Below are 15,986 nucleotides of genomic sequence, written 5' to 3'. Positions count from 1 at the left end.
TCCGCTCCGGCCGCATGCCTTCCAAACTGAGCCCATGATGACCGGCCTCCTCCGCTTCGCTCCGGAACCGGTCATGCAGCGACCATCCGTTCGGCGACCTGGAGCGCGGCGGAGGTCATGATGTCGAGGTTGCCGGCGTAGGCGGGCAGGTAGTGCCCGGCGCCGGAGACCTCGAGGAACACCGTCACGAGCAGCCCCTCGGGGTCGGCGGAGAACTGGACCTCCTGCTTGAGGCGGTAGCCGGGCACGTACCCGCCGACCGTCTTGACCATCGCCTCGACCGACGCGGCGATCGCGGTCCGGTCGGCGTCGCGGTCCGGGCAGACGCAGTACACGGTGTCGCGCATCAGCAGCGGCGGGTCGGCCGGGTTGAGCACGATGATCGCCTTGCCCCGGGCGGCGCCGCCGACGACCTCCAGCGCGCGGGCGGTGGTGACGGTGAACTCGTCGATGTTGGCCCGGGTGCCGGGGCCGGCCGACCTCGAGGCGATCGAGGCGACGATCTCGGCGTAGGCGACCGGGCTCACCGCACCGACCGCCGCGACGATCGGCACGGTCGCCTGCCCGCCGCACGTCACGAGGTTCACGTTGGGCGCGGCGAGGTGCTCGTCGAGGTTGACGGGCGGCACGACGTACGGCCCGATCGCGGCGGGCGTGAGGTCGACGACCCGGCGGCCGTGCGCCCGCAGCACCGCGTCGTTGTGCCGGTGGGCGCCGGCGCTCGTCGCGTCGAAGACGATCCGCACGTCGGCGAACTCGGGCATGGCGACCAGGCCGTCGACGCCGGCCGCGGTCGTGGCGACGCCGAGCCGCCGCGCGCGGGCGAGCCCGTCGGAGTCCGGGTCGATGCCGGCCATCGCGATCATCGAGAGCGACTCCGAGAGCCGCAGTACCTTGATCATCAGGTCGGTGCCGATGTTGCCCGACCCGACGACCGCCACGCCGACGGTCATCGTGCGCTCCCTTCGAAGACGGCCCGGACCGACCCGAGCCCGGAGACCCGCGCCTCGTACACCGGTCCCGCGGCCGTCACGGGCACCGGCACCATCGGGCCGAGCGCGCCGGACAGCACGAGATCGCCGGCGCGCAGCGGGCGGCCGGCCGCGGCCAGGGTGGTGGCCAGCCAGGCGACCGCGTGCACCGGGTTGCCGAGGCAGGCGGCGCCGGCGCCGACCGAGACCGGCTCGCCGGCGTGCTCCACCACGGCCCCGCACAGGCGCAGGTCGACGTCGGCCAGGCGGCGCGGCGCGGTGCCGAGCACGAACAGGCCGCTGGAGGCGTTGTCGGCCACGGTGTCCACGATGGAGATGTCCCAGCCGGCGATGCGCGAGTCGACCACCTCGATCGCCGGCAGCAGGTACTCGGTGGCCCGGATGACGTCGACGACGGTGACCTGCTCGTGCGGCAGGTCGCGGCCGAGCACGAACGCGACCTCGACCTCCACGCGCGGCTGCAGCAGCTTGCCGGCCGGGATGGGGGCGCCGTCGGGAACGGCCATGTCGGCGTACAGCACGCCGAAGTCCGGCTGGAAGACGCCGAACATGCTCTGCACGGCCGGCGAGGTCAGGCCGATCTTCGCGCCGACCGGCCGCCGACCGGCGGCCTCCCAGCGCTCGGCCTGGGCCCGCTGCACGGCGTACGCCGTGGCGACGTCGCCCTCCGGCAGCACCGTCCCGCGCAGCGGCGGGATCGGGGTGCCGGTCTCGTAGGCGGCCAGCAGCGCCTCGGCCGCCTTCTGCACATCGGTCATGAGAGGTCCACGCAGACGTTGGTGAGCTCGGAGTAGAAGTTGAGCGAGTGGATGCCGCCCTCGCGGCCGATGCCGGAGGCCTTGACCCCGCCGAACGGCGAGCGCAGGTCGCGCAGGAACCAGGTGTTGACCCAGACCAGCCCGGCGTCCAGCGCGAGGCCGGCCCGGTGCGCCCGGCCGACGTCGCGGGTCCACACGGTCGCGGCGAGGCCGTAGTCGCTGTCGTTGGCCAGCGCGAACGCCTCCTCCTCGGTGTCGAACGGCGCCACGTGGCAGACCGGGCCGAAGATCTCCTCACGGTTGGTGCGGGCGTGCGGCGGGAGGCCGGTGAGCACGGTCGGCTGGACGTACGCGCCGCGGTCGCGGGCGTCGCCGAACGCCGGCACCCCGCCGCCGGCCACCACCGTGGCGCCCTCCGTGCGGGCGAGGTCGTAGTAGCCGAGCACCTTCTCGCGGTGCTGCCCGGAGATCAGCGGCATGGTGCCGGTGCCCTCGTCCTGCGGCCACCCCCACGCCAGGTCGGACGCCGCCTTGCCCAGCCGGGTGACGAACTCGTCGAAGACCGGGCGCTGCACGTACAGCCGCTCGGTGCACAGGCACACCTGGCCGCCGTTGGTGAAGCTGGAACGCACCGAGCCGGCGACGGCCGCGTCGAGGTCGGTGTCGGCGAACACCAGGCCGGCGTTCTTCCCGCCGAGCTCGAACGAGACGGCCTTCACCCCGTCGGCGGCGGCGCGCATGATCGCCGAGCCGGTCGCGGACTCACCGGTGAACGTGATCGCGTCGACGCCCGGGTGGCGGGTGAGGAACTCCCCCGCCGAGTCCGGCCCGAAGCCGTGCACGAGGTTGAAGACGCCGTCGGGCACGCCGGCGGCGGCCATCACCTCGGCGAGCACCGTCGCCGAGGACGGCGTCTCCTCGGAGGGCTTGACCACGACCGCGTTGCCGCAGGCGAGCGCCGGGGCCACCTTCCAGGTCAGCAGCAGCAGCGGCAGGTTCCACGGCACGACGATCGCGACCACGCCGACCGGCTTGCGCACCGCGTAGTTGAGGGCGCGCCCGCCGGCCGGGGTGACGGTGCTGAACGACTCGGCCGGCGCCGCGGCGACGATGTCGGCGAACGCCCGGAAGTTGGCCGCTCCGCGCGGGATGTCGAGCGTGCGCGCCTGGCCGACCGGCTTGCCGGTGTCGGCGACCTCGGCGGCGACCAGGTCGTCGAAGCGCCGCTCCAGCTCGTCGGCGATCCGGCGCAGGACGGCGGCGCGCTCCAGCTCGCTGGTGCGCCCCCACGGGCCGCGCACGGCCGCCCGCGCCGCGGCCACCGCGGCGTCCACAGTGGACCTGTCCGCCTCGCACACCTCGGTGACGAGGTCACCGGTGACCGGGCTGAGCTTCGGGAACGTCCGGCCGGTGGCGACGAACCGCCCGCCGACGAAGTGCCGCAGCGTCATCGCCGCCACCCCCTGACCACGGCGGCGCCGAGCGCGCCGAGCATGAGCGCGCCGACCGCCCCGAGCACCTGGTGCTGGCGCCGCACCCGGTCCCGCACCCGCGCGTAGGGCGTGGTGCTGAACGAGACCAGCTCGTAGCGGGAGACGTAACGGCCGGGCAGCGCGCGCTCCAGCGCGTGCTCGATCTTCTTGCCGAGCTGGAACACCGGCGAGGCCACCTTGTCCCGCATCTCCACGAAGTTGTTGAGCGCCATCGTCGCGATCGCCTCGACGTCGTCGCGGCGGCGGGCCTCGAACAGCGGCAGCGCGGCGGCGAAGTCGTCGCCGGTCTCGTCGAGCACCCGGTCGAGCTCGACGCAGTCCTCGAACCCGCAGTTGGCGCCCTGCCCGTAGAACGGCACGATCGCGTGGGCGGCGTCGCCGATCAGGCCGACGGGGCCGCCCGGCGTTGCCGCCTGCCACGGCCCGCAGCGGACCGTGCCGAGCAGGCCGACCGGGTTGAGCCGGTAGTCGTCGACCAGGTCGGGCATCAGCGGTACCACATCCGGGTAGACCGCCCGGAAGTGCCGCTCGACCGCGGCCGGGCTGCCCAGCGAGGCGAAGCTCGACGTGCCGCCGTTGGGCCAGAACAGCGTGCAGGTGAACGTCCGGTCGGGGTTGGGCAGCGCGATCATCATCGACGTGCCGCGCGGCCAGATGTGCAGCGCGCCCGGGTCCAGGGCGAAGTCGCCGTCCGGGCCCGCCGCGATCGTCAGCTCCTTGTAGCCGTAGTCGAGGAAGTCGACCGACTCGTCCAGCAGCCCCATGCCCAGCAGCTGGCCGCGCACCGCGCTGCCCGCCCCGTCGGCGCCGATGACGACGTCGGCGCTCGCCCGCGCCTCGCCGTCCGGCGTCGCGAACACCAGCGGGTCGAGACCGGTCAGCCGGTGCTCGAAGACGATGCTCACCCCGCGGGTCGCGGCGGCCGCGTCGAGCAGCGCGTTGTTGAGCGCGCCCCGGCTGATCGAGTTGATCGCCCGCTGCCCGTCCAGGCTGTACTGCTGGAAGTCCAGCTCCCCGGCGACCGGGTGGATCATCCGGCCGCGCATCGGCAGCGCGTCGACGAGCGCCCGCTCGTGCAGGCCGACGCGGCGCAGCGCGTCGATGCCCCGCTCCGACAGCGCCAGGTTGATCGACCGGCCGCGCTCCGCCGCGGTGGTGCGCGGGTCGGGGCGGCGCTCGTACACGGTCACGGTGTGCCCGCGCCGGGCCAGGAAGCAGGCGAGCAGGCTGCCGGTGAGCCCGGCCCCGATCACGGCGACGTCGGTCATGCGCCCTCCGCTTCGCTCCGGCCGCATGCCTTCCACACTGAGCCCATGATGCCCGGCCTCCTCCGCTTCGCTCCGGAACCGGTCATGCCCCCTCCGCTTCGCTCCGGCCGCATGCCTTCCACACTGAGCCCATGATGCCCCCCACCTCGTGCGCGATCGCGGCGGCGGCCCGCCAGCAGTCGTGGTAGGTCGAGTACAGCGGCACCGGCGCCAGCCGCACGATGTCGGGCTCGCGGCTGTCGGCGATCACCCCGTGCCGGTGCCGCAGGCTCTTGCTCAACCCGCCGGCGTCGGCCACGCGCAGCGACAGCTGGCAGCCGCGCCGGGCCGGGTCGCGCGGCGTCACGACCTCGACGCCGATCGGGTCCAGCAGCGACTGCAGGTATGCGGTGAGCCGCTCGCTGCGCGCCCGCAGCGCCGGCATGCCGATCGTGTCGAACAGCTCCAGGGACGTGCGCACCGGGCTCATCGCGAGGATCGGCGGGTTGGACACCTGCCAGGCGTCCGCGCTCCGCGGCGGCCGGGACACCGGCGCCATCTCGAACCGGGTCGCCGCCTCGGTGCTCCACCAGCCCTCGAACCGGGGCCGGTCGCCGCCGGCGTGCCGCTCGTGCACGAACGCGCCCGCCACCGCTCCCGGCCCGCTGTTGAGGTACTTGTACGAGCACCACGCGGCGAAGTCGACGCCCCACTCGTGCAGCCGCAGCGGAACGTTGCCGGCCGCGTGCGCCAGGTCCCACCCGACGACCGCGCCGGCCGAGTGCCCCGCCGCCGTGATCCCCGGGATGTCCATCAGCTCGCCGGTGAGGTAGTTGACCCCGCCCAGCAGGACCAGCGCGACGCGGTCGCCGTGCTCGCGGATCGCCGCCAGCGGGTCGTTCGTGCGCACCACGGTCTCGTCCGGGTCGAGGCCGTGGAAGGCGGCCTGGCTGCGCACCGCGTAGCTGTCCGACGGGAACGCCGTGTCCTCCACGACGATCAGCGTGCGCGCGCCCTCCGGCCGGTAGAACGAGACCATCAGCAGGTGCAGGTTGACGGTCAGCGAGTTCATCACCACCGTCTCGGCCGGCAGCGCGCCGACCAGGCGGGCGGCCGGCTCGCGCAGCAGCTCGTGGTACGGCAGCCAGGGCCGCTCGGCCTCCAGATGCCCCTCGACGCCGAGCCGGGCCCACGCGTCGAGCTCCTGCAGCAGCTCGCCCCGCACGGCGCGCGGCTGCAGGCCGAGCGAGTTGCCGGCCAGGTACGCCGTCTCCGGGTAGTCGCCGCCCTCGGCGGGCGGCACGAGGAACAGCTCCCGATGCCCCGGGTCGCCGGCGTCGAGCCGCCGGGCCTCTGCTTCGAGCCGCATCAGATCACCGTCCGGGCCGACCACAGCTCGGCGAAGACGACCCGCGCCAGGCTGCGGGTCAGCCACGCCGCGCCGGAGGAGCCGCCGCTGCCGGGCTTGTTGCCCATGGTCCGTTGCACCGCGGTCAGGTGCTTGTACCGCCAGTCGCCGAACGCCTCCGCGACGTCGGTCAGCGCCTCGCCGAGCAGGTAGAGCGGATTGTCGCCGCGATCGTCGCGGTAGATCTCCACCCAGGCCCGCTCGACCTGCGGCGACGGCTCGTACTCGCGCGTGTGGTCGCGGTCGGTCACCTCGGCGGGGATCTCGAAGCCACGCCGGGCGAGCATCGCGGTGACGTCGTCCCACACGCTCGGCGCGGCAAGGGCGGCGGTCAGGTCCTGGTACAGGTCGGCCTGCCGCTTGAACGGCCGGATCAGTGCCTCGTTCTTGAGGCCGAGCAGGAACTCCAGGTGGCGGTACATCGCCGACTGGAAGCCCGACGCCTCGCCGAGCTGCGCGCGGAACCGGTTGAAGTCGGACGGCGTCATCCAGCGCAGCCCGTTCCAGGCGGCGACGAGCCCTTCCAGATGCAGCTTGATGCGGCGCAGCGGGGCGATGGCGCCCCACACGTCGTCCTCACGCAGGAGCCGCTGGGTCTCGCGCAGCTCGTGGCACGCCAGCCCGAACCACAGCTCCATCACCTGGCTGACCATGAGGAACGACATCTCGCCGGGGTCCTTGCTCAGCGGCTGCTGCAGCGAGTGCAGCGTGCTGGCGTGGACGTACGCGTCGTATGGGACCTGATCGGGAAAGTCGAGGATCGGACCGCTCACCCCTCAATCCTGGTACCGCGACCCACCTCCACGAAAGAGTTGACCAACGGTCGTTTACGCTGGTCACGTAGGGGATGGAAACCGAAACGCATGATCGACTTTTCGAACGGAAGGTGTCCGTGGACAGCATGGACTGGGCGCTGCTGCGCGAACTGCAGGATGACGCCCGGCTTTCCTACTCGGAACTGTCCCGCCGGGTCCACCTCTCACCCCCGGCGGTCGCCGAGCGGGTTCGCCGTCTGGAGACCGCCGGGGTGATCACCGGCTACCACGCACACGTCGACCTGACCAAGGCCGGCCGGCACGTCGTCGCGCTGATCAGGATGTCGTGCTACGGCCCACGGTGCGTGCTGCGCGATCCCGAGGTGCTGAACTGGCCCGAGGTGCTGGAGGTCCACCGGGTGACCGGCGACGCGTGCTCGATCCTGAAGGTCGTGACGGCGTCGATGGAGGACTTCGAGTCCACGATTGATCGTTTGGCCCCGTACGGCCAGCCGTCGAGCACGATGGTCCTGTCCACCCCGCTGCGCTGGCGCCCCCTGTCGCCCCTGTCGCCGACTGTTGATCAAGGATCGCGATCGTCTGAGTGATCGTCTCCCGGCTGGTCGCCGGCGTCGGCGGCCGGCTCGGGCGGAGCCGATTCGGCCCGTGCGGCGCTGCGGTATCCGGCGACGGCGTGATAGACGAACGCGCACGTCGGCACCGCGACGAGCGCACCCGCGATCCCGGCGAGCAGGGTGCCGACACCGATGGCCAGCAGCGTCACCACCGGGTGCAGGCGGACCGCCCGGCGCATCACCAGCGGATGCAGCAGGTGGCCCTCCGTCTGCTGGACCAGGAGCACCGCCGCCAGCACGAGCAGCGCGGTTGTCGGCCCGTGGGCCAGGAAGGCCACCCCCACGGCGACGGTACCGGCGACGGTCGCGCCGACGATCGGCACGAACGCCGCCATGAAGGTCAGCAGGGTCAGCGCCAGGGCGAGCGGAACCCGCAGCACGACCAGCGCGATGCCGATGCCGATCGCGTCCACCGCCGCGATCACGACGATGCCGCGCACGTACCAGGTGACGGAGTGCCACCCGGCCGCCGCCGCGGCCGTCAGCCTGCCCCGCCGGCGCTCCGGCACGAGCGCCGTGGCCCGCTGCCACGCCGTCGTCCCGTCGCGCAACAGGAAGAACAGCAGCAACAGGGTCAGCACCGCCGCCGTGAGGGTCTCGGCGGCGCCCGCCGCGCCCGCCGCCGGACCGGGTATCGCGCTGCGCACCGCGCGCTGCGCCCCGGTCGTCAGTGCCGTGACCTGCCGCTCGTCGAGGTGCAGCGGTCCGGACACCAGCATCTGGTGCAACCGGCGCAGTCCGCTGGTCAGCTCCCGCCGCAGATCCTCGAACTGGCTGATGACCCGCAGGCCGATCAGCACCAGGCTGCCGAGCAGCACGAGCAGGAGCGCCAGCACGGTCAGCAGGGCGGCGAGCCAGTCGGGTAGCCGCAGCGCCCGCAGCAGCCGGGTCATCGGCGCGACGAGCGCGGTGAGCAGCAGCGCCGCCACGACCGCCAGCACCACGGGAGCGATCACCACGAGGACGCGGATGAGCGCGTAGGCGCCGGCGCCCAGCACGAGCAGGCATCCGGTCACCGCGGCGGCGGTCAGCAGCCATCCGGGCACACGAGCGGCCAGCCGCATCGGGTCCGGTCGCATGCGGGCGCGGTACCCGGCGCGGGATCTCCGAACCGCACCCGAGCGGCGATGCGCGGCATCCTGCTCGGCGCGACCCGCCGTTTCGACGCCACGCCACCGGGTAGCCGCTTGCGCCGGCACCGGGAGGTGTACTGGCATGAGACCTTGGCTTCTGGCGACGGGCGTGTCCGCGGCCGTCGTGGCGCTGCACGCCGGTCCCGCGGTGACGGCGCTGCCATCGGTGCGCCGCCGCCTGCGGGCCCTCAGCGGCGTCGGCCGCCCGGGCACCGTCGCGCTCACCCTGGACGACGGTCCGGACCCCGGGTCCACCCCGGCCTTCCTGCGGTCGCTGGAGCGGCTGCGCATCCCCGCGACGTTCTTCGTGCTCGGCGAGATGGCGGCGAGGGCACCCGGCCTGCTGCACCGGATGCGGGAGGACGGGCACGAGATCGGCGTCCACGGCTGGACCCACCGCGATCACCTCCGGATGACGCCGGGCCACGTCTACGACGAGCTCGCCCGGACCGCCGACCTGATCCTGCGCACCTGCGGGGTGCCGCCCGTCTGGTTCCGCCCGCCGTACGGCATCCTCTCGGCGGGGAGCGTGCTCGCGGCGGCCCGGCTCGGCCTGCGTCCGGTGCTCTGGAGCGCCTGGGGCCGCGACTGGGAGGCCGGCGCCACCCCCGGCACAGTCCTGTCCCACCTCCGGTCCGGAGGTATCCGTGGCGGCGCCACCCTGCTGCTGCACGACAGCGACTGCGCGGCGGCCCCGGGTGCCTGGCGCTCAGCCCTCGGCGCGCTGACGGCGATAGCCGGCGAGTGCGAGCGGCAGGGGCTTCGATTCGCCCGGATGAGCCACCATCTTCCGTGACGGGCGGCTCCCTGCGAGGCGGACGCCGGGCCGGCCACCGGCGAGGCGGGGTGGCGGTTACGAGCGGGGATTGCGGGTAGCGCTCCGCCATGTGCGGCATGGATCTCTTCGCAGCGTCACAAGCCGTCGCCGGCGCTGGGGCGGCGGCCTGACATGAGCGACGTGACGACGGAGTCGGCGGCACTGCCCGATGGGCGCGTCCCGCTGGAAGAGCGTGCCGCTGCCGAGAACTTCCCGGTGGCGCTCCGAATCCTGCCCGGATCCACCCGCCGGCACCTGTTCGCGCTGTACCGCTACGCCCGGTTCGTCGACGACCTGGGCGACGAACCGATCGCGGGAGTGACCGCGGCCGACCGGACGGCGATGCTCGACGCGTTCGAGGCGGAGGTCCACCGGCTGTACGACGGACAGCGGGTGCAGCACCCGGTGCTGCGCGCGCTCGCCCCCACGGTGGACGCGTGCCGGCTTCCCGCCGGGCCGCTGCTGCGCCTGATCGAGGCCAACCGCGTCGATCAGGTCGTCACCCGCTACGGCACCGTCGAGGAGCTCGTGCGGTACTGCTCGCTGTCGGCCGATCCCGTCGGCGAGCTCGTCCTGCACGTGTTCGGTCAGGCCGGCCCGGCCCGCATCGTGCTGTCGGACCGCATCTGCACCGCGCTGCAGGTCGTCGAGCATCTCCAGGACGTCGCCGAGGACCACCGGCGCGGCCGGGTCTACCTGCCCGAGGCCGATCTCGACCGGTTCGGTGTGCCCGGCAGCGACCTGGCCGCGGCCACCGCGAGCGACGCGCTGCGTGCCGTCGTCCGCTTCGAGGCCGGGCGCGCGAAGGCCTGGCTGGACACCGGTGCGCCGCTGCTCACCGCGCTGCACGGCTGGGCCCGGGTGGCGGTCGGCGGCTACCTCGCCGGTGGGTACGCGACGCTGCGGGCGCTGGAGCGCAGCGGGTACGACCCGCTGCCCGGGCCGCCACGCCCCCGCAGGCGTGACATCGCGGCGTGCTGGCTCGCCGCGATGGTCAGGAGCACCGGGTGAGCGCGGCCGCCACCGTCGACGAGGCGTACCGGCGGTGTGAGGAGATCACCCGGCGGGAGGCCCGCAACTTCTCCTACGGCATCCGCCTGCTGCCGAAGCACAAGCGACGCGCACTGTCGGCGGTGTACGCCACCGCCCGCCGCATCGACGACATCGGCGACGGTGACCTGCCCCCGGACGAGAAGCTGGCCCGGCTCGACCGGGTCCGCGAGTCGCTGCACCGCCTGCCGGAGGCGGCCACGGACGACGCGGTGCTGCTGGCCCTGCACGACGCCGCGCGGCGGCTGCCCATCCCGCTGGACGCCTTCGACGAGCTGATCGACGGCTGCGCCGCCGACGTCCGCGGCACCACCTACGCCACGATCGACGACCTCCTGTGGTACTGCCGGTGTGTGGCCGGCTCCGTCGGGCGCCTGTCGCTGGGCGTGTTCGACACGGGCGCACCGGCACGGGCGGCCGGGCTGGCCGACGGGCTGGGCATCGCCCTGCAGCTGACCAACATCCTGCGCGACCTGCGGGAGGATCGCCACAACGGCCGGGTGTACCTGCCCAAGGACGACCTCGACCGGTTCGGCTGCAACCTGGAGCTCGAGGGTGACGGCTTCGCCGACCCGCCCGACCGCTTCATCGCCCTCGTACGCTTCGAGGCCGAGCGCGCCGAGCGGTGGTACGAGACCGGCCTGCAGCTGCTGCCGATGCTGGACGCGCGCAGCGCCGCCTGCACCGCGGCCATGGCCGGCATCTACCACCGGCTGCTGGCCCGCATCGTGCACGATCCGATGGCCGTCACCCGGACGCGGCTCTCCCTGCCGCCCCGGGCGAAGGCCATGGTCGCCGTCCGTGCACTCGTCAGGCGGACGGCGTGACGCCGGGTCCACCAGCGGCGGACGCCGGCCGGGACGTGTGCGTCGTCGGCGGTGGGCTCGCGGGCATCACCGCCGCCGTCCGCCTCGCCGACGCCGGGCACCGGGTGACGCTGTTCGAGCGGCGCAGCGAGCTCGGCGGGGCGACGTACTCGTTCGACCACGGCAGTCTCGTCGTGGACACCGGGCAGCACGTGTTCCTGCGCTGCTACGAGCGGTACCGGGCCCTGCTCGACCGGCTCGGCAGCACCGGCCTGACGCAGCTGCAGCCACGGTTCTCCGTCCCGATCCTGGCGCCCGGGCGGGCGCCGCACGTGCTGGCCCGCACGCGCGGCCTGCCCGCACCGGCCCACCTGCTCCCGGCGCTGGCCGGGTACTCCCTGCTCGACGCCCGGGAGCGGTGGCACGCGATCAGGGCGGCCGCCGCGTTGCGCACCGTGGATCCGGACGACCCGGACAACGACCGGCGCAGCTTCGGCGGGTGGCTCGCGGACCACGGCCAGGGTTCCCGGGCGGTGCGCCGGCTGTGGGACCTGATCACCGTCGCCGCGCTCAACACCCCCGCGGAGCACGCGTCGCTGGCCCTCGCCGCGCGGGTGTTCCGGACCGGGCTGCTGGAGCGGGCCGACGCCGGCGACATCGGGCGCCCGCTCGTACCGCTGTCCAGCCTGCACGGCCGTCCCGCGCACCGGCTGCTGACCCGGCTCGGCGTGCGGGTCGCCACCGGGAGCAGGGTGGAGCGGGTCGAGCCGGACACCACCGGGTTCCGGGTCGCGATCGGCGGCGCCGGCGGCCGCTCGGTCCAGGACGAGCTCGTCGCCGAGGCGGTCGTCCTGGCCGTTCCGCACGCCGCGGCCGCGCAGCTGGTGCCGGCCGGGGCGTCCCACGACCGGGACGACTGGCAACACCTGGGCAGCGCCCCGATCGTAAACGTCCATCTGCGCTACGACTCGGCCGTCACCCGCCTGCCCTTCGCCGCGGCGGTCGAGTCCCCGGTCCAGTGGGTCTTCGACCGCACGCCGGCGTCGATGACCGACGGGCAGTACCTGGTGGTCTCGATCTCCGCCGCGGACGACACCATCACGGTTCCGGCGAGGCGGCTGGCCGCCACCTACGCCGCCGCCGTCGCCCGGCTCTTCCCCGCGGCGCGGTCGGCGCGGGTGCTGGAAACGTTCGTCACCCGCGAGCCGAGTGCCACGTTCCGGCAGGCTCCCGGCACTCGTGCGCTGCGCCCCGGCGCGGCGACCCGCCTGCCCGGCCTCGTCCTGGCCGGCGCGTGGACCGACACGGGATGGCCGGACACGATGGAGGGCGCCGTCCGCAGCGGTCACCGCGCCGCCGACGTCGTGCTCGCCCACCTCGTGTCTTCGAACCGAAACCTGGAGGGCACACGTTGACCATCGCACCCGTTGCCTGCCTCGATCAGGTGCCCGCCCTGGTCGAGCCCCGGATCAGGGACCTCCTCGGTCGCCTCGACCCCCGCAACCAGCGCGTCGGCGCATACCAGCTGGGCTACTGCGACGCCGACGGCGCGCCCACCGCGGCCGGCGGCAAGGGCATCCGCCCGGCCCTGGCCCTGTTGTCGGCCCGGGCCGCGGGTCATCCACCCGAGCGGGGCACCGCCGCGGCCGCCGCCGTCGAGCTCGCCCACAACTTCTCGTTGCTGCACGACGACGTCATGGACCAGGACACGATGCGCCGCCACCGCCCCACCGCCTGGGCGGTCTTCGGTACCGCGGCCGCGATCCTCGCCGGCGACGCCCTGATGATCCTCGCCCACGACGCGCTCGCCGGCGACAGCCGGCCGGGCGGCGCCCAGGCGGCCCGGCGCCTGGACGCGGACGTGCACCGGTTGATCGCCGGGCAGGCCGCCGACCTGGAGTTCGAACGCCGGGACGACGTCAGCCTCGACGAGTGCCTCGCGATGGCCGCCGACAAGACCGCGGCGCTGATGTCCTGCGCCTGCACGCTGGGGGCACTGCTGTGCGGCGCGCCCGCGGCGTTGACCCAGGGCCTGTCCCGCTTCGGCGTTCACCTGGGGATGAGCTTCCAGCTCGTCGACGACCAGCTGGGCATCTGGGGCGAGCCCGGGCGCACCGGCAAGCCGGTGGGCTCCGATCTGCGGGCGCGCAAGAAGTCGGTGCCGATCGTGCACGCGCTCACCTCCGGCACCGCCGCCGGCGACGCGTTGCGGTCGCTGTACGCGTCCACGCACGAGCTGCAGGAGGCCGACCTCATGACCGCGAGCCGGCTCCTGGAGGAGTCCGGGTCCCGGGACTGGGTCCAGGACCAGGCCGATCGGCACCTGGCCGGCGCGCTCGACGAGCTCGCCGCGCTCGACCTGCCCGCGGACGTGCACGACGACCTGGTGGGCCTCGCCCGCCTCGTGACGGGGCGTGACCACTGATGACCGAGGTGCTGACGCAGGTGCCCGCCCGCGACGAGCTGTTCGACCGGGGCCGGGCCGGCCTGGACCGGGCGACGGCGCACCTGCTCGGGCTGCAGGACGCCGCCGGCTGGTGGAAGGGCGAACTGGAGACCAACGTGACCATGGAGGCCGAGGACCTGCTGCTGCGCCGGTTCCTCGGGATCTCCGACGAGCAGCTGACCGCGCAGACGGCCCGCTGGATCCGGTCCCGGCAGCTCGACGACGGTGCCTGGGCGACGTTCCACGGCGGGCCGGGCGACCTGTCCACCACCATCGAGGCGTACGCGGCGCTGCGCCTGGCCGGCGACGCGCCCGACGCGCCGCACATGACGACGGCCGCCGCGTTCGTCCGGGCCAACGGCGGCGTCGAACGCAGCCGGGTGTTCACCCGCATCTGGCTGGCGCTGTTCGGCGAGTGGCCGTGGCACCAGGTGCCCGCCATCCCGCCCGAGCTCGTCCTGCTGCCCGCCTGGGTGCCGTTCAACGTGTACGACTTCGCGTGCTGGGCCAGGCAGACCATCGTGCCGCTGTCGATCGTCCGGGCCACCCGACCCGTGCGGCCGCTGGGCTTCTCGCTGCCCGAGCTGCGCACCGGGCTGCGACCGCCGCCACCGCCGCCGCTGTCGCGCCGGGCCGGCTGGCTGCACCGTCTCGACCTGGCGGTGCGCGGCTACGAACGCGTCGCCGCCCGCTCGTTGCGCCGCCACGCGCTGCGCCGGGCCGCCGAGTGGATCGTGGCCCGGCAGGAGGCCGACGGCTCCTGGGGCGGCATCCAGCCGCCGTGGGTGTACTCGCTCATCGGCCTGCACCTGCTCGGGTATCCCCTCACGCATCCGGTGATGCGGGCCGGGCTGGAGGGACTGGAGCGCTTCACCGTCCGGGAGCAGACGCCCGAGGGGACGGTCCGCCGGCTGGAGGCCTGCCAGTCGCCGGTGTGGGACACCGCGCTCGCGGTCACGGCGCTGGCCGACGCGGGGCTCCCGCACGACGATCCCGCGCTCGCCCGCGCCGGGAACTGGCTGGTCGGGGAGGAGATCACCGCTCGTGGCGACTGGGCCGTGCGCCGCGCGCACGTCCCGCCGAGCGGGTGGGCGTTCGAGTTCGACAACGACGGCTACCCCGACACCGACGACACCGCCGAGGTGATCCTCGCGCTGCGGCGTACCCCGCTGCGCGACCACGCCGTGCTGGACCGGGCCACCCGCTGGCTGGTCGGCATGCAGTCCCGCGACGGCGGCTGGGGCGCCTTCGACGCCGACAACGACCGCGCACTCGTCGCCGACCTGCCGTTCTGCGACTTCGGCGAGGTCATCGACCCGCCCAGCGCCGACGTCACCGCCCACATCGTGGAGGCGCTGTGCGCCCAGGGCCTGACGAACTCGGCCGTCACCCGCGGGGGCGTGCGGTGGCTGCTGCGGGCGCAGGAGTCCGACGGCTCCTGGTTCGGCCGGTGGGGCGCCAACCACGTGTACGGCGTCGGCTGCGTCGTCCCCGCCCTGGTCGCCGCCGGCATCCAACCGCAGCACCCGGCGATCCGGCGGGCCGTGGACTGGCTGCTGCACCACCAGAACGGCGACGGCGGCTGGGGCGAGGACCTGCGCTCCTACGACGACGTGGCCGTGCGCGGGCGCGGGGCGTCGACCGCGTCGCAGACCGCCTGGGCCCTGCTGGCGCTGCACGCCACCGGCCAGCATCGGGCGCCGGCCGCGCGCCGGGCGTTGGCGTGGCTGCTCGACACCCAACGCCCCGACGGCACCTGGGACGAGCCGCACTACACCGGCACCGGCTTCCCGGGCGACTTCTACATCAACTACCACCTGTACCGGCTGGTGTTCCCGATCAGCGCCCTCGGCCGCGTCCTGCGGGGCACCGCACAGGAGGACCGATGAGTACGCCGGCACGGCAGCGCACGGACGGTGGCTGGGTCCTCTGCGCACCGATGCGCATGGAGGCGGCCGAGCTGCGCCGGGCCCTGCCGGGCGCGGACGGCGCCGTCCTGCACACCGGTGTCGGGCGCCGCCGGTCCGAACGCGCCGCCCGCTCGATCGCCGTGGCCGACGCCGGGGCACTCGCCGTGGCCGGTGTCGGCGGCGGGCTGGACGCGGCGCTGCAGCCCGGCGATGTCGTCGTGGCCACCGAGGTCCGCGCCGCCCCGTGGGTCACCGGACCGCGGCCCGCGACGACCGTGCTCCCCGCCGCCGCCATGCTCGCGGGCGCACTGCGCCGCCATGGGCTCACGGTCCGGACCGGACCGGTGGTGAGCACGGAGCGGCTGGCACGGGGAGCGACGCGGGACCAGCTCGCCGCCACCGGCGCGCTGGCGGTGGACCTGGAGTCGGCCTGGCTGCTCGCCGGGCCCGCGGACCGGCCCGCCGCCTGCGTGCGGGTCGTCGCCGACACCGGTGCGTTGCTCCAGCCGAGCACCCTGGGGCAGCTGCGCACGGCG

At 74.3% G+C, this 15,986-nt stretch carries 14 protein-coding genes and 1 pseudogene; 8 read left to right on the top strand and 7 right to left on the bottom strand.

Annotated features, from left to right (window positions below; translation table 11 throughout):
* Positions 1–71: 71 nt before the first annotated feature.
* From IEZ31_RS25030 to IEZ31_RS25005, 6 genes are all read right to left on the bottom strand, one after another.
* Positions 72–953, bottom strand: a complete 882-nt coding sequence (locus IEZ31_RS25030; RefSeq protein WP_190252406.1) for an acetaldehyde dehydrogenase (acetylating) — start codon at positions 951–953, stop codon at positions 72–74.
* Positions 950–1,750, bottom strand: a complete 801-nt coding sequence (locus IEZ31_RS25025) for a 2-keto-4-pentenoate hydratase (RefSeq protein WP_190252405.1) — start codon at positions 1,748–1,750, stop codon at positions 950–952. Before IEZ31_RS25025 ends, IEZ31_RS25030 begins: the two co-directional genes overlap by 4 nt.
* The gene (locus IEZ31_RS25020) at positions 1,747–3,201 is read right to left on the bottom strand and encodes a 2-hydroxymuconic semialdehyde dehydrogenase (RefSeq protein WP_190252404.1); all 1,455 of its coding nucleotides are present in this window, start codon (positions 3,199–3,201) and stop codon (positions 1,747–1,749) included. Before IEZ31_RS25020 ends, IEZ31_RS25025 begins: the two co-directional genes overlap by 4 nt.
* The gene (locus tag IEZ31_RS25015) at positions 3,198–4,511 is read right to left on the bottom strand and encodes an FAD-dependent oxidoreductase (protein ID WP_229835816.1); all 1,314 of its coding nucleotides are present in this window, start codon (positions 4,509–4,511) and stop codon (positions 3,198–3,200) included. The genes IEZ31_RS25020 and IEZ31_RS25015 overlap by 4 nt, the downstream gene beginning before the upstream one ends.
* Before the next feature lie 82 nt (positions 4,512–4,593).
* Positions 4,594–5,859 (bottom strand): kynureninase, encoded by a 1,266-nt coding sequence (gene kynU / locus IEZ31_RS25010; protein ID WP_190252402.1) that lies wholly within the window; start codon positions 5,857–5,859, stop codon positions 4,594–4,596.
* Positions 5,859–6,671 (bottom strand): tryptophan 2,3-dioxygenase, encoded by an 813-nt coding sequence (locus IEZ31_RS25005; RefSeq protein WP_190252401.1) that lies wholly within the window; start codon positions 6,669–6,671, stop codon positions 5,859–5,861. Before IEZ31_RS25005 ends, kynU begins: the two co-directional genes overlap by 1 nt.
* 119 nt (positions 6,672–6,790) lie before the next feature.
* Between IEZ31_RS25005 and IEZ31_RS25000 the strand changes: the two genes are divergently transcribed.
* Positions 6,791–7,261 carry an Lrp/AsnC family transcriptional regulator gene (locus IEZ31_RS25000; RefSeq protein ID WP_190252400.1) on the top strand — a complete coding sequence of 157 codons (471 nt, stop codon included), beginning with the start codon at positions 6,791–6,793 and terminating at the stop codon, positions 7,259–7,261.
* Here the strand turns inward: IEZ31_RS25000 and IEZ31_RS24995 are convergent.
* Positions 7,237–8,367, bottom strand: coding sequence for an AI-2E family transporter (locus IEZ31_RS24995; RefSeq protein ID WP_190252399.1), 1,131 nt, complete (start codon positions 8,365–8,367; stop codon positions 7,237–7,239). The two genes, IEZ31_RS25000 and IEZ31_RS24995, sit on opposite strands and share 25 nt — an antisense overlap.
* Positions 8,368–8,503: 136 nt before the next feature.
* Between IEZ31_RS24995 and IEZ31_RS24990 the strand changes: the two genes are divergently transcribed.
* The 7 genes and pseudogenes from IEZ31_RS24990 to IEZ31_RS59425 all read left to right on the top strand — a co-directional run.
* Positions 8,504–9,217, top strand: coding sequence for a polysaccharide deacetylase family protein (locus IEZ31_RS24990; protein WP_190252398.1), 714 nt, complete (start codon positions 8,504–8,506; stop codon positions 9,215–9,217).
* A 162-nt stretch (positions 9,218–9,379) separates the two neighbouring features.
* Positions 9,380–10,249, top strand: coding sequence for a squalene synthase HpnC (hpnC, locus tag IEZ31_RS24985; protein WP_229835815.1), 870 nt, complete (start codon positions 9,380–9,382; stop codon positions 10,247–10,249).
* The gene (gene hpnD, locus IEZ31_RS24980) at positions 10,246–11,115 is read left to right on the top strand and encodes a presqualene diphosphate synthase HpnD (RefSeq protein WP_190252396.1); all 870 of its coding nucleotides are present in this window, start codon (positions 10,246–10,248) and stop codon (positions 11,113–11,115) included. Before hpnC ends, hpnD begins: the two co-directional genes overlap by 4 nt.
* Positions 11,112–12,509, top strand: a complete 1,398-nt coding sequence (gene hpnE / locus IEZ31_RS24975) for a hydroxysqualene dehydroxylase HpnE (RefSeq protein WP_308429438.1) — start codon at positions 11,112–11,114, stop codon at positions 12,507–12,509. Before hpnD ends, hpnE begins: the two co-directional genes overlap by 4 nt.
* Complete coding sequence (locus tag IEZ31_RS24970; RefSeq protein WP_229835814.1) at positions 12,506–13,519, top strand: polyprenyl synthetase family protein; 1,014 nt, start codon at positions 12,506–12,508, stop codon at positions 13,517–13,519. Before hpnE ends, IEZ31_RS24970 begins: the two co-directional genes overlap by 4 nt.
* The gene (shc, locus tag IEZ31_RS24965) at positions 13,519–15,429 is read left to right on the top strand and encodes a squalene--hopene cyclase (RefSeq protein ID WP_190252394.1); all 1,911 of its coding nucleotides are present in this window, start codon (positions 13,519–13,521) and stop codon (positions 15,427–15,429) included. The genes IEZ31_RS24970 and shc overlap by 1 nt, the downstream gene beginning before the upstream one ends.
* Positions 15,426–15,932, top strand: a pseudogene (locus IEZ31_RS59425) (phosphorylase family protein); the annotation flags it as partial. The gene shc and the pseudogene IEZ31_RS59425, both read left to right, overlap by 4 nt.
* Positions 15,933–15,986 lie beyond the last annotated feature (54 nt).

It is taken from the genome of Dactylosporangium sucinum (assembly GCF_014647515.1).
Taxonomy (GTDB): Bacteria; Actinomycetota; Actinomycetes; order Mycobacteriales; family Micromonosporaceae; genus Dactylosporangium; species Dactylosporangium sucinum.
Note: the sequence above shows the minus strand (reverse complement) of the source record. Positions and strands in the feature narration are given on the sequence as shown.